This is a genomic window from Streptomyces sp. AM 4-1-1, assembly GCF_029167625.1.
In the GTDB taxonomy this organism is placed as follows: Bacteria; Actinomycetota; Actinomycetes; order Streptomycetales; family Streptomycetaceae; genus Streptomyces.
The window spans coordinates 1,010,259-1,029,371 of sequence record NZ_CP119145.1 but is presented as its reverse complement, the minus strand read 5'-3'; the positions used below and the strand labels follow the sequence as shown (position 1 = coordinate 1,029,371).

The 19,113-nt window shown below is 70.7% G+C and carries 13 protein-coding genes; 5 read left to right on the top strand and 8 right to left on the bottom strand.

All coding sequences use genetic code 11. The features are described 5' to 3' along the window. Window positions 1-161: 161 nt before the first annotated feature. A complete protein-coding gene (mshC, locus tag PZB75_RS04165; RefSeq protein ID WP_275533922.1) occupies window positions 162-1,391 on the top strand; it encodes a cysteine--1-D-myo-inosityl 2-amino-2-deoxy-alpha-D-glucopyranoside ligase in 1,230 nt (409 codons plus the stop codon). A 157-nt stretch (window positions 1,392-1,548) separates the two neighbouring features. Here the strand turns inward: mshC and PZB75_RS04160 are convergent, their stop codons facing one another. The 6 genes from PZB75_RS04160 to PZB75_RS04135 form a co-directional block, all read right to left on the bottom strand. Further along, a complete protein-coding gene (locus tag PZB75_RS04160; RefSeq protein WP_275533921.1) occupies window positions 1,549-2,727 on the bottom strand; it encodes a PAC2 family protein in 1,179 nt (392 codons plus the stop codon). A 308-nt stretch (window positions 2,728-3,035) separates the two neighbouring features. Next, window positions 3,036-4,097, bottom strand: coding sequence for an LLM class flavin-dependent oxidoreductase (locus PZB75_RS04155; protein WP_275533920.1), 1,062 nt, complete (start codon window positions 4,095-4,097; stop codon window positions 3,036-3,038). A gap of 129 nt (window positions 4,098-4,226) precedes the next feature. Continuing rightward, window positions 4,227-5,840 (bottom strand): glycerol-3-phosphate dehydrogenase/oxidase, encoded by a 1,614-nt coding sequence (locus PZB75_RS04150; RefSeq protein WP_275533919.1) that lies wholly within the window; start codon window positions 5,838-5,840, stop codon window positions 4,227-4,229. Window positions 5,841-5,864: 24 nt separating this feature from the next. Beyond that, complete coding sequence (gene glpK, locus PZB75_RS04145; protein ID WP_275533918.1) at window positions 5,865-7,391, bottom strand: glycerol kinase GlpK; 1,527 nt, start codon at window positions 7,389-7,391, stop codon at window positions 5,865-5,867. 74 nt (window positions 7,392-7,465) lie between these two features. Then, window positions 7,466-8,257, bottom strand: coding sequence for an MIP/aquaporin family protein (locus PZB75_RS04140; protein ID WP_275533917.1), 792 nt, complete (start codon window positions 8,255-8,257; stop codon window positions 7,466-7,468). Between the two features lie 495 nt (window positions 8,258-8,752). Then, window positions 8,753-9,517 (bottom strand): IclR family transcriptional regulator, encoded by a 765-nt coding sequence (locus tag PZB75_RS04135; protein WP_275538576.1) that lies wholly within the window; start codon window positions 9,515-9,517, stop codon window positions 8,753-8,755. 238 nt (window positions 9,518-9,755) lie between these two features. Between PZB75_RS04135 and metH the strand changes: the two genes are divergently transcribed. The 3 genes from metH (at window position 9,756) to PZB75_RS04120 (ending at window position 16,120) form a co-directional block, all read left to right on the top strand. Further along, complete coding sequence (gene metH / locus PZB75_RS04130) at window positions 9,756-13,268, top strand: methionine synthase (protein WP_275533916.1); 3,513 nt, start codon at window positions 9,756-9,758, stop codon at window positions 13,266-13,268. Between the two features lie 190 nt (window positions 13,269-13,458). Next, entirely contained in the window at window positions 13,459-14,160 is a 702-nt protein-coding gene (locus PZB75_RS04125) for an HAD family phosphatase (RefSeq protein ID WP_275533915.1), read from the top strand. Window positions 14,161-14,518: 358 nt separating this feature from the next. Next, a complete protein-coding gene (locus PZB75_RS04120) occupies window positions 14,519-16,120 on the top strand; it encodes an ABC transporter substrate-binding protein (protein ID WP_275533914.1) in 1,602 nt (533 codons plus the stop codon). Window positions 16,121-16,156: 36 nt separating this feature from the next. Here the strand turns inward: PZB75_RS04120 and PZB75_RS04115 are convergent, their stop codons facing one another. Together PZB75_RS04115 and PZB75_RS04110 are read right to left on the bottom strand one after the other, a co-directional pair. Next, a complete protein-coding gene (locus tag PZB75_RS04115) occupies window positions 16,157-16,828 on the bottom strand; it encodes a response regulator transcription factor (RefSeq protein ID WP_275533913.1) in 672 nt (223 codons plus the stop codon). Between the two features lie 9 nt (window positions 16,829-16,837). Continuing rightward, the gene (locus PZB75_RS04110) at window positions 16,838-17,683 is read right to left on the bottom strand and encodes a PD-(D/E)XK nuclease family protein (protein ID WP_343286273.1); all 846 of its coding nucleotides are present in this window, start codon (window positions 17,681-17,683) and stop codon (window positions 16,838-16,840) included. A gap of 169 nt (window positions 17,684-17,852) precedes the next feature. Between PZB75_RS04110 and PZB75_RS04105 the strand changes: the two genes are divergently transcribed. Then, window positions 17,853-19,103, top strand: a complete 1,251-nt coding sequence (locus PZB75_RS04105) for a site-2 protease family protein (RefSeq protein ID WP_275538575.1) — start codon at window positions 17,853-17,855, stop codon at window positions 19,101-19,103. The last annotated feature ends 10 nt before the right edge of the window (window positions 19,104-19,113 follow it).

The window sequence follows — 19,113 nt, the reverse complement described above, 5'->3', positions numbered from 1 at the left end:
GACGGGGTCGCCGGCACGCACAGCCGTCGGCTCCGCCGGCACGCACGGCCGACGGATCGCGGACACGCAGAAGACGGGCCCTCGCCGCGCAAGAACGCCCATTCGGCCAAGAAGGCCGGTCCGGTTCGTATCCGGACGGTGCATCCGGTTAGGCTCAGGGCATGCATGCCTGGCCCGCTTCTGAGGTCCCCGCCCTGCCTGGCAAGGGCCGCGACCTTCGGATCCACTCCACCGCGACCGGCGGACGGATCAACCTTGACCCCGGTCCCGTCGCCCGCATCTATGTCTGCGGCATCACGCCGTACGACGCGACCCACATCGGTCATGCGGCGACCTACAACGCGTTCGACCTCGTTCAGCGCGTGTGGCTCGACACCAAGCGGCAGGTTCACTATGTCCAGAACGTGACCGACGTGGACGATCCGCTCCTGGAGCGGGCCGTGCGCGACGGTCAGGACTGGGCCGAACTCGCCGAGCGCGAGACCGCCCTCTTCCGGGAGGACATGACCGCCCTTCGCATGCTCCCGCCCCGGCACTACATCGGCGCGGTGGAGGCGATACCCGGCATCGTCCCGCTCGTCGAACGGCTCCGTGACGCCGGGGCCGCCTACGAACTCGACGGCGATGTGTACTTCTCCGTCGAGGCCGACCCGCACTTCGGCGAGGTCTCCCACCTGGACACCGCGGCGATGCGGCTGCTCTCGGCCGAGCGCGGCGGCGATCCCGACCGGCCCGGCAAGAAGAACCCGCTCGACCCGATGCTCTGGATGGCCGCCCGGGAGGGCGAGCCGAGCTGGGACGGCGGCACGCTGGGCCGCGGCCGGCCCGGCTGGCACATCGAGTGCGTCGCCATCGCCCTGGATCACCTCGGCATGGGCTTCGACGTGCAGGGAGGCGGCTCCGACCTCGTCTTCCCGCACCACGAGATGGGCGCTTCGCACGCCCAGGCGCTGACCGGCGAATACCCGTTCGCGCGGGCGTACGTGCACGCCGGGATGGTCGCCCTGGACGGCGAGAAGATGTCCAAGTCCAAGGGGAACCTGGTCTTCGTGTCGGCGCTGCGCCAGGCCGGGGTGGACCCCGCCGCGATCAGGCTCGCCCTGCTCGCGCACCACTACCGGTCCGACTGGGAGTGGACCGACCAGGTGCTCGCGGACGCCGTCGAACGGCTCGGACGGTGGCGTGCCGCGGTCTCCCGGCCGGACGGCGTGTCCGCGGACTCCCTGGTCGACGAGGTCCGCGTGGCCCTGGCCGACGACCTGGACGCACCGGCCGCGCTGGCGGCCGTGGACCGCTGGGTGGGGCGTCAGCTCGCCGACGGGGGTACGGACGAGGGGGCACCGGGCCTCGTCTCGCGCACCGTCGACGCGCTGCTGGGCGTCGCGCTGTAACAGGGCTCCGCTTCCGGGCGGACAACGCCGGGACCGGAGGGCGTCCGGCCCGGTCAGGCCGGACGGACCCCGGACGACGAACGAGGCGCGGGACGGACACCAAGTCCGTCCCGCGCCTCGTCGTAGGGTCCGCTGCCGGCGGCGGAACGGCCCCTCGTCACTCGTCCGACGAGTCCGACGAGTCCGATGAATCGGATGAATCGGGTGCGTCGGGTGCGTCCGGCGCCTTTCCGGAGGCCGGCCTGTTCCCGGGGTCCTGATCGTCCTCCGGGTCCGGGGAGGTTCCCCGGCCCGGGACGTCCTCGGCCGTCGAATCCGGTGTCTCCCCGGGGCGCTGTCCCCGTCCGGCCCTGGGCTGTGGGCCCGTACCCGGCAGGCCCTGTCCGGTCTCCGGCCGAGGCGGTCTCGGCGGGCGGGTCCGGCCACCCGGCGCATCGCGTGGATACGAGGTGTCCCCGCTCTCCGTGGCGTGTCCGCCCGGACCCTGAACAGGGCCGCCGTCCCGGCGTCGCAGATACCGCTCGAACTCCCGGGCGATGGCTTCGCCGGTCGCCTCGGGCAGCTCCGCAGTGTCCCGGGCCTCCTCCAACGTCTGCACGTACTCCGCGACTTCGCTGTCCTCCGCCGCCAACTGGTCGACGCCGAGCTGCCAGGCACGGGCGTCCTCGGGCAGCTCGCCCAGCGGGATGCGGAGACCGATCAGGTCCTCCAGGCGGTTCAGCAGGGCCAGTGTCGCCTTGGGGTTGGGCGGCTGCGACACGTAGTGGGGCACCGCGGCCCACAGGCTCACCGCGGGCACGCCCGCGTGGGCGCAGGCCTCCTGGAGGATGCCGACGATGCCCGTCGGGCCCTCGTACCGGGTCTCCTCCAGATCCATCGTCCGCGCCAGATCGGGATCGGAGGTGACACCGCTGACCGGCACCGGTCTGGTGTGCGGGGTGTCGCCGAGCAGCGCGCCCAGGATCACCACCATCTCGACGCCCAACTCATGGGCGAATCCCAGGATCTCGTTGCAGAACGAGCGCCAGCGCATCGACGGTTCGATGCCCCGGACCAGCACGAGATCGCGTGGTGTCTCCCCGCCGACCCGTACCACCGAGAGCCGGGTCGTCGGCCAAGTGACCTTGCGGGTACCGCCCTCCAGGAAGACGGTCGGCCTGTTGACCTGGAAGTCGTAGTAGTCCTCGGCGTCGAGCGCCGCGAACACCTCGCCCTTCCACTCCCGTTCGAGATGGCCGACCGCGGTGGAGGCGGCGTCGCCTGCGTCGTTCCAGCCCTCGAACGCGGCCACCATGACCGGGTCAATCAGCTCGGGAACTCCCTCGAGCTCGATCACCCAGGCCTCCTTCCGAAGTTCCCTTGCGTACGCGCCAACCTTACGGGTTCCGGCCTGCACCGCCGCAGTCCCCGCGCACGGCGGGGTGAACCTGGCCAGTGGGGGTGCATCACGGACGGAACCGGGGCATCATTCTCCGCGCCCGCCCGAGCCGGTGCCGAGGGCGCCGCCGCCGTACGCGGAGGGGCGCGGCAGGAGCACATGCACGATCGGCCCGCGTCCGGAGCACGCGGCCGGGTGCGCCCCGGGTGTCGCCGCGGCCCCCGGGCGTCACCGCACCGGGTCCGGACCCGGCCCGTTCCCGTCGCTCACGCCTCCCAGAGCGTGGTCGGCGCCTCCTTGCGGATCACCGGGGCGATCTCCTCGGCGAACCGCTGAAGGGTCTCCAGCTGCTCCGCCCGGCCGAGCCCGAACCCGTCGACGGTGAGCGACTGCAAATCGTGCCGGTAGACCTCGTGGTAGCCGAGGATCTTGTCGATGATCCGCTGCGGACCGCCGATGAGCTGAGGACCGTTCTCGATGGCGTCCTCGATCGTCCTGAAGGGCGTGTTGTACCCGGCCTTCCCCGCCAGGTGGGGCTTGAAGTTCTGCCGCACCCGGGCCTCGTACACCTCCTTGTAGCGGGCGACCGCCCGCTCGGTGGTGTCCGCGATCAGCAGCCCGCCGGACCCGGCCGCCACATGGGCGCGGGCCGGATCGTGTCCGTACGCCTCGAACCGCTCCCGGTAGTGCGCGATCAGCCGGGCGTAGGCGTCGCGGGGCTGGATCGCGTTGGCGGTGAACAGCGGATCGCCGTGCCGGGCGGCCAGCTCGGGGGAGTGCAGACTCGTGGCCGAGCCGTGCCAGACCCTCGGCGGTCCGGCGTACGGGCGGGGCACCGTCGTCACACCCTTCAGCGGTGTCCGGAACTCGCCCTCCCAGTCCACGGCCTCCTCGGTCCACAGTCGGCGCAGCAGCTCGTACTTCTCCTGTTGCAGATCCCACTGCCGTTCCTCGTCCAGACCGAAGAGTGAGAAGTGCCCCGCCTCCGCCCCCTTGCCGATGACCAGCTCGATCCGGCCCCGGGAGATCTGGTCGAGCGTCGCGTAGTCCTCGGCGACCCGCACCGGATCGAGGATCGCGACCACCGTGACCCCGGTGAGGAGCCTGATCCGGCTGGTACGGGCGGCGAGCGCGCCCAGCACCACGGTGGGGGCGGACGAGAGGAACGCCCCGGCGTGCCGCTCACCGATGGCGTACGCGTCGAACCCCAGCCGCTCGGCGGCCTCGCCGACGGCGAGGACTTCCTCGAACCGGTCGGCCGCCGACGGGAGTTCACCGGTCAGTGGGTGCGGGGCGTGGTTGATGAGAGAGAGCACTTGAAATTTCATGCTTCAACTCTCTGCGCCGGATGTTGCGTCGGTGTGGCGGTGGTGTGGCACGCGTGGCCGACGCGCCGTCAACCGCGTGAGGGGCGGCGCCGCCGCCCCTCCGCTCCTGCTCGCCCCCGCGCCTCCCGCTCAGTTCCGCCCGGCACCGAGCATGTCCTCGACCCCGGCCCGGACCGCGTCCGTCGCCAGGCCCCGGACGGTAAGGGTCGTCCGCCTGCGCAGCACGTCGTCCGCGGTCTCGGCCCACTCGTGGTCGCGTGCGTAGGCGACCTGCGCCCAGATCTCCGGAGCGTCCGGATGTATGCGCCCGGCCAGCGCCGGGTCCTCGTTGGCGAGCCGGGCGATGTCGAACGCCAACGACCCGTAGTGGGTGGCCAGATGCCTCGCGGTGTCCGCCGACATCCGCGGGCCGGGGGTGCCGCCGTCGACCAGCAGCCGGTGCGCGACCGCGTTGGGGTTGGCGATGCCCGGCAGCGGCAGCTTCTTCGGCAGGTGCGCGATCGGCTCCATGTCCTCGCCGAGCGGATGGCCGGGCAGCGCGGCCAGCTTGTTCATCACCGTACGGCCGATGTGGCGGAACGTCGTCCACTTGCCGCCCGCGACCGACAGCATCCCGCCCCGGCCCTCCGTCACGACCGTCTCGCGCTTCGCCTTCGAGGTGCCGCCGGGGCCGCCGGGCAGGACCCGCAGACCCGCGAAGGAGTACGTGATCAGATCGCGCGACAGCTGCTGGTCCCGCACGGAGAACGCGGCCTCGTCCAGGATCTGCGCCGTGTCCCGCTCGGTGACCGCGACGTCCGCCGGGTCGCCCTCGTACTCCTCGTCCGTCGTGCCGAGCAGCAGCATGTCCTCCCACGGCAGGGCGAACGTGATGCGGTACTTGTCGATCGGGGTGGCCAGCGCGGCCTTCCACGGAGAGGTCCGCCGCAGCACCAGGTGCGCGCCCTTGGACAGCCGGACGGACGGCGCGGCGTCCGGGTCCTCCATCCTCCGCAGGTGGTCGACCCACGGGCCGGTGGCGTTGAGCACCAGCCGGGCGTTCACCCCGAACTCCGTACCGTCCGTGCCGTCGCGAAGCTCCGCGCCGGTGACCCGGCCCCGGGTGAACCGCAGGCCCGTCACCGCCGCGTGGTTGAGGACGGCGGCGCCCGCGTCGACCGCCGCGCGCACCGTCATCAGCGCCATCCGGGCGTCGTTCATCTGGTCGTCGCCGTAGACCGCGACGGCCTTGAGGTTGTCCGTGCGCAGTTCCGGTACGGCGCGCCGCGCCTTCGAGGGGCTGATCACATGGCCGACCCCGTCCCCGAACGCGGAGAGCGCCGAGTACGCGAACACCCCCGCCCCGAGCTTGGCGGCGCCGTGCGGTCCGTCCTTGTGGACCGGCAGGTAGAAGGTGAGCGGGTTGGCCAGGTGCGGGGCGACCTGACGGGACACCGCGCGCCGCTCGAAGTGGTTCTCCGCGACCAGCTTCACGGCGCCCGTCTGGAGGTAGCGCAGGCCGCCGTGGAGGAGCTTGGAGGAGGCGGACGAGGTGGCGCCGGCGAAGTCACCGGCGTCCACCAGCGCCACCCGCAGTCCGGACTGCGCGGCATGCCAGGCGGTGGAGATGCCCAGGATGCCGCCGCCGATCACCAGGAGGTCGTACGTCGCGCGGGAGAGCTGGTCCCGGGTCTCGGCCCGGCCCGGGAGGGAACCGGAGGCCGGGTGCGTTCCCAGTGCGGGGACGCTCTGCAGGGTGGTCATGGTGGTGCTCCTCGTCCGCTCTCGTCACTTCTCGTCGTCGAGCCAGCCCATGGAACGTTCCACGGCCTTGTGCCAGCTCTTGTACTCGCGGTCACGGGTGGCCGCGTCCATCCGGGGCGTCCACTCGGCGGCCCGGCGCCAGTTGGCGCGCAGCGCGTCGGTGTCCGGCCAGAAGCCCACGGCCAGGCCGGCGGCGTAGGCGGCGCCGAGGCAGGTGGTCTCGGCGACCATGGGCCGCACCACGGGTGCGTCCAGGAAGTCGGAGAGCGTCTGCATCAGCAGGTTGTTGGAGGTCATGCCGCCGTCGACCTTCAGCGCGGTCAGTTCGACGCCGGAGTCCTTGGTCATGGCGTCGCTGATCTCACGGGTCTGCCAGGCGGTGGCCTCCAGCACGGCACGGGCGATGTGCGCCTTGGTGACGTACCGGGTGAGACCGGCGATCACCCCGCGGGCGTCGGGGCGCCAGTAGGGGGCGAACAGTCCGGAGAAGGCGGGCACGAAGTACGCGCCGCCGTTGTCCTCTACCGAGGAGGCGAGCGTCTCGATCTCGGCCGCCGACTTGATCAGGCCCATCTGGTCGCGCATCCACTGCACCAGCGAACCGGTGACGGCGATGGAGCCCTCCAGGGCGAAGACCGGCTTCTGGTCACCGATGCGGTAACCGACGGTCGTCAGCAGGCCGTTGTAGGAGTTGACGGGCGTCTCGCCGGTGTTGATCAGCATGAACGTGCCGGTGCCGTACGTGGACTTCGCCTCGCCCTTCGCGAAGCAGGTCTGGCCGAACAGGGCCGCCTGCTGGTCGCCGAGCGCGGACGCCACCGGTACGCCGTCGAGCACACCGCCCTTGGCGGGGCCGTACACCTCCGAGGAGGACCGGATCTCCGGCAGCAGCGCCGCCGGGATGCCCATGGAGCTGAGGATGCGCCCGTCCCACTTCATCTCGTGGAGGTTCATGAGGAGGGTGCGCGAGGCGTTGGTGACATCAGTGACGTGGACGCCGCCCTCGGCGCCGCCGGTCAGGTTCCAGATGATCCAGGAGTCCATCGTGCCGAAGAGGATGTCGCCGCCTTCGGCGCGCTCGCGCAGCCCCTCGACGTTGTCGAGCAGCCAGCGGATCTTGGGTCCCGCGAAGTACGAGGCGAGCGGCAGTCCGGTCTCGCGGCGGAAGCGGTCCTGGCCGACGTTGCGGCCCAGCTCCCGGCAGAGCGCGTCGGTGCGGGTGTCCTGCCAGACGATGGCGTTGTGGACGGGTTCCCCCGTGTTCCGGTCCCACAGCACCGTGGTCTCGCGCTGGTTGGTGATGCCGATCGCCTTGACGTCGGCGGAGGTGATGCCCGCCTTGTGCACGGCGCCCGCGACGACCTCCCGTACGTTCTCCCAGATCTCGGTCGCGTCGTGCTCGACCCAGCCCGGCTTGGGGAGGATCTGCTCGTGCTCCTTCTGGTCGACGGAGACGATCCGGCCGTCCTTGTCGAAGACGATGCAGCGGCTGGAGGTGGTGCCCTGGTCGATGGCGGCGATGAACGGGCCGGTGGTGTGTGCGTCGGTCACGATGTGCTCCCGGGGGTCTGTTCGGCGAGGTCGGCGAGGTCGGCGAGGTCTGCGAGGGATACGGGTCGGTGGGCTCAGGCGAACGCGACGTTGTACAGTCCGCCCGCCGCCGCGCCGCCGATGAGGGGTCCGACGATCGGGACCCAGGCGTAACCCCAGTCGGAACCGCCCTTGTGCGGCAGCGGCAGCAGCGCGTGCACGATACGGGGCCCGAGGTCGCGGACCGGGTTGATCGCGTACCCGGTCGGGCCGCCGAGCGAGAGGCCGATGCTGACGATGACCAGCGCGGTGACGAGGGCGCCCAGGGCGCCGAGGCCGTTGCCCTCGTCGTTGAGGCCCTGCGTGAGGATCGCCAGGACCAGGACGAAGGTGGCGATGATCTCGGTGACCACGTTCTGGAGGCCGTTGCGGATCTCGGGGCCCGTGGTGAACACACCGAGCACCGGGCCGGCCTTCGGGGCGGAACTCTGGTCGACCATGCCCTCCTCGACGGGCTGGGCGCCGATGATCCCGGGGTCGGTGAGGTGGGCGCGGAACTGTCCGTAGTACGCCAGCCAGACCAGGACCGCGCCGATCATCGCGCCGAGCAGCTGGGATGCGAGATACAGGGGTACGTCGCCCCACTCGGTGCCGCCCTCGATCGCGAGGCCGAGCGTGACCGCCGGGTTGAGGTGTGCGCCGGAGACACCGCCGACCAGATAGGCGCCGGTCAGCACGGCGAATCCCCACCCGAAGGTGATGGCGAGCCAGCCCGCGTTCTGTGCCTTCGAACGCTTCAGGGTGACCGCGGCGCAGACACCGGCGCCGAGCAGGATGAGTACGGCGGTACCGATGGTCTCGCCGATGAAGATGTCGGAGCTGGACACCGTGACTCCTTTGTCCTTCGTCCAGAGGGAGGCGGAACCCGGGCCCACCGGGTGGTCCGCGCCCCAGGTGGGTAACCACCTGTAAGGGCTTTACCGGCCCTTGGCACTGCCACACCCTAACGCGTATTCCCGTTAAGTGTTCGACAATGCCGACCGGTGAACGGCAGTGTTTCTCCCGGAGGTAGAGGCGTCAAGGGGTGCGGGGTGCGCGACCCGCTCGCCCGGCCCGTCGCGGACACCGCGACGGGCACGTCAGGAGCGAGGGCGGACGGCCCGGGAACCGTCCGGCGGTGGCCGCGCCGTGCCGGCGCGGGAGGGGCCGCGGGATGGTCATCGCTCACCGGGTCCGGCGCGCGCGGCGGGTGCGGGGCGCGCGGGCACGGGGAAGCAGGGCGGGGGAGAAGGCGGGCGCGCGGCGCGGGGGAGCCGGACGGGTGCGGACGCGCAGGTGCCCGGCGCGGCGGGCGAAGGGATCGGGTGGTCGCGGCGGCCCGCTCAGAAGCGGCCGGCGCCCAGGTCCCGGGAGACCGCGCGGGCGCAGTCCCGTACCGCGGTGATCAGCTCGGGACGCAGCTCCCCGTCCGGGCGGATTCGCTCCACCGCACCGGTCACGGCCACCGCGCCCACCGTCATCCGCCGCCGGTCGTGGATGGGCGCGGACACGGCGGCCACCCCCTCCCAGGTCTCCTCCACGTCGGCCGCCCAGCCGCGCGCCCGGATCAGGTCGAGCAGCGACTCGAACTCCTCGGGGGCGGTGACGGTACGGGGCGTGTACGCCTTCCGCTCCGCCTCCAGGGCCTCGCTGCGCGCCACCGGGTCGTACGCCGAGAGCACCTTGCCCAGCGCCGACGAGTGCAGCGGCTGCATGGCGCCGACCTCCAGCACCTGCCGGCTGTCGTCGGGCCGGAAGACGTGATGGACGATCAGGACGCCGTGCTGGTGCAGCACGCCCAGGTGGACGCTCTCGCCGCTGGAGCGGGCCAGGTCGTCGGTCCACACGAGGGCTCGCGCCCGCAGTTCGTGGACGTCCAGGAAGCTGTTGCCGAGCCGCAGCAGTTCGGCGCCGAGCTGGTAGCGGCCCGACGCGGGGTCCTGCTCGACGAAGCCCTCGTGCTGGAGCGTGCGCAGGATGCCGTGCGCGGTGCCCTTGGCCAGGCCCAGGGAAGAGGCGATGTCCGACAGCCCCAGCCGCCGCTCGCCGCCCGCCAGCAGGCGCAGCATCGCCGCGGCCCGTTCCAGCGACTGGATGTTCTTGGCCATCGCGCCGTACTCCTCCACTCGGTTCGACAATGCTGAACAGTATCGGTCGATGCCGACCGGTGTCCGGTCGTACGAGAAGTCTGCGTCACCGCGGCGGTACGGGCATCCCCCCGCACAGCATGCAGTCCGTCCGGTGGGACACGGTGACGGGGCCGAGCGGTGTATGGCTACTCTGGCGGGGTGCGCCTTCCGCCGAAGACGCGAAGCCGACAGCCGTCGCATCCCAGGGAGCACATCCATGGCCTCGTCGCCTACCCCTTCCGCAGACAGCCGGACCCGTATCGCCGACCTCCGCGAAGCACTCGCCACCCGGGTGGTGGTGGCGGACGGGGCGATGGGCACGATGCTCCAGGCACAGGACCCCACCCTCGACGACTTCCAGAACCTTGAGGGCTGCAACGAGGTCCTGAACGTCACCCGCCCCGACATCGTCCGATCGGTGTACGAGGAGTACTTCTCGGTCGGCGTCGACTGCGTCGAGACGAACACCTTCGGCGCGAACCACGCGGCCCTGGGCGAGTACGACATCCCCGAGCGGGCCTGGGAGCTGTCCGAGGCCGGCGCCCGGCTCGCCCGCGAGACGGCGGACGAGTTCACCGCGTCGACGGGGCAGCAGCGCTGGGTGCTGGGTTCGATGGGGCCCGGTACGAAGCTGCCGACGCTGGGACACGCCCCGTATGCCGTGCTGCGCGACGGTTTCCAGGCGAACGCCGAGGGGCTGATCGCCGGCGGCGCCGACGCCCTGATCGTCGAGACGACCCAGGACCTGCTCCAGACCAAGGCGGCCGTGCTGGGCGCGCGCCGGGCCATGGAGGCCACGGGCGCCGACCTGCCGCTGCTGTGCTCGCTGGCGTTCGAGACGACCGGCACGATGCTGCTCGGGTCCGAGATCGGCGCCGCGCTGACCGCGCTGGAGCCGCTGGGCATCGACATGGTCGGACTGAACTGCTCCACCGGCCCGGCGGAGATGAACGAGCACCTGCGCTACCTCGCCCGGCACTCCCGTATCCCACTGCTGTGCATGCCGAACGCGGGACTGCCGGTGCTCACCAAGGACGGCGCGCACTTCCCGCTCGGTCCCGAGGGGCTGGCCGACGCCCAGGAGGCGTTCGTCAAGGACTACGGCCTCTCCCTGGTCGGCGGCTGCTGCGGCACGACGCCCGAGCACATGCGGCAGGTCGTCGAGCGGGTCCGGGGGGCGGTCCCGCCCACCCGTGAGCCCCGCCCGGAGCCGGGCGCCGCCTCGCTGTACCAGACGGTGCCGTTCCGGCAGGACGCCTCGTACCTCGCGATCGGTGAGCGTACGAACGCCAACGGATCGCGCAAGTTCCGCGAGGCCATGCTGGAGGGCCGCTGGGACGACTGCGTGGAGATGGCGCGCGACCAGATCCGGGAGGGCGCGCACATGCTCGACCTCTGCGTCGACTACGTCGGGCGGGACGGGGCCGCGGACATGAAGGAGCTGGCGGGCCGGTTCGCCACCGCGTCCACACTGCCGCTGGTGCTGGACTCCACCGAACTGCCCGTCCTGCGGGCCGGACTGGAGAAGCTGGGCGGTCGCGCCGTCCTGAACTCCGTGAACTACGAGGACGGTGACGGACCCGAGTCCCGCTTCGTCAAGGTCACACAGCTGGCCGCCGAGCACGGCGCCGCGCTGATCGCGCTGACCATCGACGAGGAGGGCCAGGCCCGTACCGTCGAGCACAAGGTCGCCATCGCCGAGCGGCTGATCGCGGATCTGACGGGCAACTGGGGCATCCACGAGTCCGACATCCTCATCGACACCCTGACCTTCACCATCTGCACCGGTCAGGAGGAGTCGCGGGGCGACGGGATCGCGACGATCGGGGCGATCCGCGAACTCAAGCGCCGCCACCCCGACGTACAGACCACCCTGGGTCTGTCGAACATCTCCTTCGGCCTCAACCCGGCCGCCCGCGTCGTCCTGAACTCCGTCTTCCTCGACGAGTGCGTGAAGGCCGGACTGGACTCGGCGATCGTGCACGCCTCGAAGATCCTGCCGATCGCCCGGCTCGAGGAGGATCAGGTCAAGGTCGCCCTCGACCTGATCTACGACCGCCGCGCCGAGGGCTACGACCCCCTCCAGCGGCTGATGGAGCTGTTCGAGGGCGTCGACATGAAGTCGATGAAGGAGGGCCGGGCCGACGAACTGCTCGCCCTCCCGCTGGACGAGCGTCTTCAGCGCCGCATCATCGACGGTGAGAAGAACGGTCTGGAGGCCGACCTCGACGAAGCGCTGGAGACCCGGCCCGCCCTCGCCATCGTCAACGACACCCTGCTGGCGGGGATGAAGGTCGTCGGCGAACTGTTCGGCTCCGGACAGATGCAGCTGCCGTTCGTGCTCCAGTCCGCCGAGGTCATGAAGTCCGCCGTGGCCCACCTCGAACCGCACATGGAGAAGTCCGACGCGGAAGGCAAGGGCACCATCGTCCTGGCGACCGTGCGCGGCGACGTCCACGACATCGGCAAGAACCTCGTCGACATCATCCTGTCCAACAACGGCTACAACGTCGTCAACCTCGGGATCAAGCAGCCCGTCTCCGCGATCCTCGAAGCGGCCGAGGAACACCGGGCGGACGTCATCGGCATGTCCGGCCTCCTGGTCAAGTCCACCGTGATCATGAAGGAGAACCTCCAGGAGCTCAACCAGCGCAAGATGGCCGCCGACTACCCGGTGATCCTCGGCGGCGCCGCCCTGACCCGGGCCTACGTCGAGCAGGACCTCCACGAGATCTACGAGGGCGAGGTCCGCTACGCCCGCGACGCGTTCGAGGGCCTGCGCCTGATGGACGCGCTCATCGGCGTCAAGCGCGGCGTGCCCGGTGCGAAGCTGCCCGAGCTCAAGCAGCGCAGGGTCCCCAAGCGGGACGCCGCGGTGCTGGAGGTCGAGGAGCCGGACGACGACGCGCGTTCCGACGTCCCGTTCGACAACCCGGTCCCCGAGCCGCCGTTCTGGGGCACCCGCGTCATCAAGGGCATCCCGCTCAAGGAGTACGCGTCCTGGCTGGACGAGGGCGCGCTGTTCAAGGGCCAGTGGGGCCTCAAGCAGGCCCGTACCGGCGACGGGCCCAGCTACGAGGAACTGGCCGAGCGCGAGGGACGGCCCCGGCTGCGCGGCTGGCTCGACAAGCTCCACACCGAGAACCTGCTGGAAGCCGCCGTCGTCCACGGTTACTTCCCCTGTGTCTCGAAGGGCAACGACCTGATCCTGCTGCACGAGGACGGCTCCGAGCGCACCCGGTTCACCTTCCCCCGGCAGCGCCGCGGGCGTCGGCTGTGCCTCGCGGACTTCTTCCGCCCGGAGGAGTCGGGCGAGACCGATGTGGTCGGACTCCAGGTCGTCACCGTCGGCTCCAGGATCGGCGCGGAGACCGCGAAGCTCTTCGAGGCCAACGCCTACCGCGACTACCTGGAGCTGCACGGCCTCTCCGTGCAGCTCGCGGAAGCCCTCGCCGAGTACTGGCACGCCCGAATCCGGAGCGAGCTGGGCTTCGGCGGCGAGGACCCCTCGGAGGTCGAGGACATGTTCGCGCTGAAGTACCGGGGCGCGCGCTTCTCCCTCGGCTACGGCGCCTGCCCGAACCTGGAGGACCGCGCGAAGATCGCCGAACTCCTCCAGCCCGGTCGGATCGGTGTCGAACTCTCCGAGGAGTTCCAGCTCCATCCCGAACAGTCCACCGACGCGATCGTCATCCACCACCCGGAGGCGAAGTACTTCAACGCGAGGTGAGGGCTACCGCACCGTCGGCGTCCGACGCGTCGTTGGGCAGGTGTTCGACGCGCGGTCGGACCGCGTTCGACGCGCCGTAGTGGCTCACGCCGTACACTGGTCGGTCCAGTGCAGGCCGGTCGCCCCCGACCCGGGAATCCCCGGGAAGCGGGGGTGACCGGCCTTCTCGTCCCTCATGGAGGTGTGCCGGATGACCAGTACGGTCCCCGCGTCCTTGACCCGCACGGCCGAAGGCGCCACGCTGCAGGCCGTCTTCCTCGACATGGACGGCACCCTGGTCGACACCGAGGGCTCCTGGTGGGACGCCGAGGTCTCGGTCTTCGCCGATCTGGGGCACCGGCTGGACGAGGAATGGCGGGAGGTGGTCGTCGGCGGGCCGATGACCCGCAGCGCGGGATATCTCATCGAGGCCACCGGCGCGGACATCACCCTCCCCGAACTCACCGTCCTGCTCAACGACCGCTTCGAGCAGCACATCGGGCAGGGGGTGGCCCTGATGCCGGGCGCCGCGCGGCTGCTCGCCGAACTCGCGGCGCACGAGGTGCCGACGGCCCTGGTGTCCGCCTCGCACCGGCGCATCATCGAACGGGTACTGGACTCGGTCGGCCGGGACCACTTCGCGCTCACGGTCGCGGGGGACGAGGTCACCCGTACCAAGCCGCACCCCGAGCCGTATCTCGCCGCCGCGGCCGGTTTCGGGGTGGACCCGGGGCGGTGCGCGGTGATCGAGGACACCGCGACCGGTGTCGCGGCGGCCGAGGCCGCGGGCTGCCGGGTGGTCGCCGTACCGTCCGTCGCGCCCATCGCCCCCGCGCCCGGTCGACGGATCGTGGAATCCCTGGAAGAAGTGGACCTGGCATTTCTGCGGGGACTGGTCACCAGAACGCATTGATTCGGCCATTCGAAGCGGTTCTGTGAATAAATGGCGAAAAAATTGACGGGTGCGCACCTGATGTCGTCACATGCGACAGCGTCAAGGCGTGTGCATGTCAAAAATGATCAATCGATTCACATGTGAGCTTGCTCACCCGGCTTGTCGTTCCGCCCGCTCACCTTCGGCTTGCCACCGCACTGTGAGCGCCCAAGTGTCCCGATTGATGGAGCTGTGTACGAAAGCTGAGCGGCCCGCGAAAGCGGTACGCCGCCATGTGTGTTCAACCGGTGATTGCGCATGCCGGATCGGCCGTCCGGCAATTCGGTATTCCCCCTTAACCTCGTTTTCCCGGTACCGGAAGAGGGAGAACGACCAGATGAACCGCAAGACGCTGGCGCTGCCGGTCGTGGTGGGCCTGCTCGCTCCCGTGCTCGCCGCCTGCGGCGGGCCGGGGGGCGGCGGTGGCGGCGGCGACGTCATCGTCGTCGGGACCACGGACCAGGTCGTCGCCGGCAAGGATTCCCCGGCGCCGCTGGACCCCGCGTTCGGCTACGACGCGGGCACCTGGAACATCCTCCGGCAGACCGTCCAGACGCTGACCCACGTACCGCGCGGGGGCGGTGAGCCGGTGCCCGAGGCCGCCGAGAGCTGTCTCTTCACCGATACGGAGAACGAGAGCTACCGCTGCAAATTGCGCGGCGGACTGAAGTTCTCCGACGGGAAACCGATCACCGCCGATGACGTCAAGTACTCCATCGAGCGGGTTCTCGACATCAAGTCCGACAACGGGCCCGTCGGTCTTCTCGCCAACATCGACACCATGGAGACCAAGGGCGAGCGCGAGATCGTCTTTCATCTGCGCACCCCGGACGCGACTTTCCCCTACAAACTCGCCACCCCGGCAGCAGGAATCGTCCCGTCCGGCAGCTATGACGAGAAATCCTTGCGCAACGGCTTCCAGGTCGACGGCTCCGGCCCGTACACCATGAAACCGGAAGTCAGGAACAACAAGGTCGTCAAGATCACTTTCACCAGGAATCCCGGCTACAAGGGTGATCTGAAGATCCGGAACGACAAGGTCGAACTGCGGCTCTTCCCCGACGCCGCCGCGATGGGCAAGGCGCTCGACGCGAAAGAGATCGACATGATGACCCGCACCATGTCGCCCGAGCGGGCCCAGAAGATGCTGGCCAAGCCGCAGGAGGGCCTGAAGCTCACCGAGATGCCCGGCCTCGCCATCAGCTATCTCGCCTTCAACACCAACGACCCGGCCGTGAAGAACAAGGCCGTCCGCCGGGCGATGGCCGAGATCGTCGACCGGGGGCAGATAGCGGCCGACGTCTACGGCACCACCGTCGAGCCGCTGTACTCGCTCATCCCGTCCAGCATCACCGGACACACCAACTCGTTCTTCAACATCTACGGTGAGCCCAGTGCCACCAAGGCCGCCGCGACACTGAAGGCCGCGGGCGTCAAGACCCCGGTCCGCTTCACCATGCACTACGCGACCGACCACTACGGGCCGGCCGCCGCCGAGGAGTTCAAGGTGCTGCGGAAGCAGCTCAACGACACCGGACTCTTCGCCGTCGACATCGAGGGCGCCCCGTGGTCCGTCCACCGGCCCGCCCAGCGGCGCGGCGACTACGCCGTGTACGGCATGGGCTGGTTCCCGGACTTCCCGGACCCGGACAACTACACGGCACCGTTCCTCGACAAGGACAACTTCCTCAACTCCCCCTACACCTCCACCGAGGCGCAGACGTACCTCATCCCGGAATCCCGCCGCCAGGCCGACCGCGCCGCCGCCGGGAAGACCTTCCAGAAACTCCAGGACCTCGTCGCCAACGACGTGCCCTTCCTGCCGATCTGGCAGGGGAAGCAGTACGTGGCCTCCCGGAACGAACTCAGCGGCGTCGAGTGGGCCGTCAACTCCTCCGCGGACCTGCTGCTCTGGGAGCTCGCACGCAACGCCTCCTGAGGAGGGGAGGGCGGCCGGTACGCGGGACGGGCGCGGTCACTGGGCGCCGGGGCGCACCAGACCGCTCTCGTACGCGTAGACGGCGGCCTGCACCCGGTCCCGCAGTCCCAGCTTCGTCAGCACATGCCCGACATGCGTCTTCACCGTCGTCTCGCTGACGAACAGGTCCGCCGCGATCTCCGCGTTCGACAGACCGCGCGCCACCAGCTTCAGCACCTCGACCTCGCGGTCCGTCAGCGTGTGGAGGGTGTTCGGCACCGGCTCCTCGCCGGACGGCAGGTGATCGGCGTACTTGTCGAGCAGCCGCCGGGTGATGCTCGGCGCGAGCATCGCCTCGCCGCCCGCCACCACCCGGATGGCCTGCACCAGCTCATGGGCCGGGGCGTCCTTCAGCAGGAAGCCGCTGGCCCCCGCCCGCAACGCCTCCACCACGTACTCGTCGAGGTCGAACGTCGTCAGCACCAGGACCTTCGCCGGACCGTCCCGGCCGGGACCGGTGATCTGACGCGTGGCCTCGACACCGTCCATCCGCGGCATCCTGATGTCCATCAGCACCACGTCGGGCTGCAACGCCCGCACCTGGTCGATGGCCTGCAGGCCGTCGCCGGCCTCACCGACCACCGCCAGATCACCCTCCGCCTCCAGGATCATCCGGAAGCCGGTGCGCAGCAGCGGTTGGTCGTCGACCAGCAGGACGCGAATCGCCACGGGTTCTCCTCAGGGCCGTTCGAGGGCCGCGGGCCGACCGGCCTCGGCCTGGACCGGACCCATTCTGCCCTGGACGTCCGGCGCCGGTTCCGCCGCCCGTACCGGCAGCGGATAGACCGGAGGCGTGCCACCGAACTCCGGGCAGACGGCCCGGTGGTCGCACCAGCCGCACAGCTTCGTCGGCCGGGGCCGCCACTCGCCCGTCGCCGTCGCCTCCCGGATCGCGTCCCACAGCGCGAGCAGCTTGCGCTCCACCCGCCGCAGGTCCGACACCACCGGGTCGTAGGTCAGCACGTCCCCGCTGCCCAGATAGACCAGCTGGAGACGGCGCGGCACGACACCCTTCAGCCGCCAGATCACCAGGGCGTAGAACTTCATCTGGAACAGCGCGCCCTCCGCGTACTGCGGACGCGGGGCCTTGCCCGTCTTGTAGTCCACGATCCGGACCTCGCCCGAGGGCGCCACATCGATCCGGTCGATCACCCCCCGCAGCCGCAGCCCCGAGTCCAGCTCCGTCTCCACGAACAGCTCACGCTCGGCGGGCTCCAGGCGCGTCGGGTCCTCCAGCGAGAACCACCGCTCCACCAGACCCTCCGCCTCCGTCAGCCAGCGCGAGAGCCGCTCGCCCCCGTCCTCCCCTGCGAACAGCTCCGCCAGCTCCGGCCTCGACCCCAGCAGCCGGTCCCACTGCCCGGGAACCATCGCCCTGGCCCGCGGAGCCGTACGCTCCACCGCCGGATCGTCGAAGAGCCGCTCCAGCACCGCATGGACCAGCGTGCCCCGGGTAGCAGCCTCGCTGGGCTTCTCGGGCAGCTTGTCGATCACCCGGAAGCGGTACAGCAGAGGGCACTGCATGAAGTCGCTCGCCCGCGACGGCGACAGGGACGAGGGGTGCTGCGCGGAGGTCATGCCGAAGACCCTACGACCCGCCACCGACAGCCGTCGGCATACCATCGACCGCAGAGCCTCGCGCACCGCATGATCGGGAAGGATCGTGCCGGACATCACCGACCGAAGGGACCCCGTGGACGAGAGCGGCGACAGCGGGCGGCCGCAGCCCGGCGGCGGGGGAGAAGACCCCGGAGCCCCGCCCGGCAAGAACGCGCCGCGGCGCCCCCGGGAGCCGGGCGGCGGCCTCCTCATGGGCCGCCCCTTCGGCGTGCCCGTGTACGTCGCGCCCAGCTGGTTCCTCGTGGCCGCCCTCATCACCTGGGTCTTCGGCGGTCAGCTCGACCGCGTCCTGCCCCAGCTCGGCGCCGCCCGCTACCTGGTCTCGCTCTTCTTCGCGATCGCGTTCTACGCCTCCGTGCTCGTCCACGAACTCGCGCACACCGTGGTCGCGCTCCGCTACCACCTCCCGGTGCGCCGCATCCAGCTCCAGTTCTTCGGCGGCGTCTCCGAGATCGAGAAGGAGTCCGAGACCCCCGGCCGCGAGTTCGTACTCGCCTTCGTCGGACCGCTCCTCTCCCTCGTGCTCGCCGGCCTCTTCTACCTGGGCATGCGGTTCGTCGAGCCCGGCACCGTCCCGGGTGTGCTCCTCGCCGGCCTGATGATCTCCAACCTGATCGTCGCCGTCTTCAATCTGCTCCCGGGCCTCCCGCTCGACGGCGGCCGGATGCTGCGCGCCGTCGTCTGGAAGATCACCGGCAAGCCCATGAGCGGCACCGTCGCGGCCGCCTGGGTCGGCCGTGCCCTCGCCGTCAGCGTGCTCATCGGCCTGCCGCTCCTCACCCACACCGGCGCCCTGGGCAACCGCGCGGACGAGGTCAGCGGCATGGACACGGTCACCGACGCGCTGCTCGCCGCGATCCTCTGCGCCATCATCTGGACCGGCGCGGGCAACAGCCTGCGCATGGCCCGGCTGCGCGAACACCTCCCCGACCTCCGCGCCCGCGCCCTCACCCGGCGCGCGGTCCCCGTCGAGGCCGCCACCCCGCTCTCCGAGGCCCTGCGCCGCGCCAACGAGGCGGGCGCCCGCGCCCTCGTCGTCGTCGACGGCGACGGCGCCCCCAAGGCGGTCGTCCGCGAGGCCGCCATCGTCGGCGTCCCCGAACACCGCCGCCCCTGGGTCGCGGTCAGCGGCCTCGCCCAGGACCTCACCGACGGCATGACGGTCCCGGCCGAACTCTCCGGCGAAGCCCTCCTCGACCGGCTCAAGGCCACCCCGGCCACCGAGTACCTGGTCGTCGAGGAGACCGGTCAGATCTACGGAGTGCTCTCCACCGTCGACGTCGAACGCGCCTTCGTCGCGGCCATGGCCCGGCCCGGCGCCTGACCGGGCGGGC

Coding starts and splice junctions, on each gene's coding strand:
- mshC (WP_275533922.1), top strand. CDS start 162: ATGCATGCCTGGCCCGCTTCTGAGGTCCCCGCCCTGCCTGGCAAGGGC.
- PZB75_RS04155 (WP_275533920.1), bottom strand. CDS start 4,097: ATGAAATTTCAAGTGCTCTCTCTCATCAACCACGCCCCGCACCCACTG.
- PZB75_RS04150 (WP_275533919.1), bottom strand. CDS start 5,840: ATGACCACCCTGCAGAGCGTCCCCGCACTGGGAACGCACCCGGCCTCC.
- PZB75_RS04135 (WP_275538576.1), bottom strand. CDS start 9,517: ATGGCCAAGAACATCCAGTCGCTGGAACGGGCCGCGGCGATGCTGCGC.
- metH (WP_275533916.1), top strand. CDS start 9,756: ATGGCCTCGTCGCCTACCCCTTCCGCAGACAGCCGGACCCGTATCGCC.
- PZB75_RS04125 (WP_275533915.1), top strand. CDS start 13,459: ATGACCAGTACGGTCCCCGCGTCCTTGACCCGCACGGCCGAAGGCGCC.
- PZB75_RS04120 (WP_275533914.1), top strand. CDS start 14,519: ATGAACCGCAAGACGCTGGCGCTGCCGGTCGTGGTGGGCCTGCTCGCT.
- PZB75_RS04110 (WP_343286273.1), bottom strand. CDS start 17,683: ATGCAGTGCCCTCTGCTGTACCGCTTCCGGGTGATCGACAAGCTGCCC.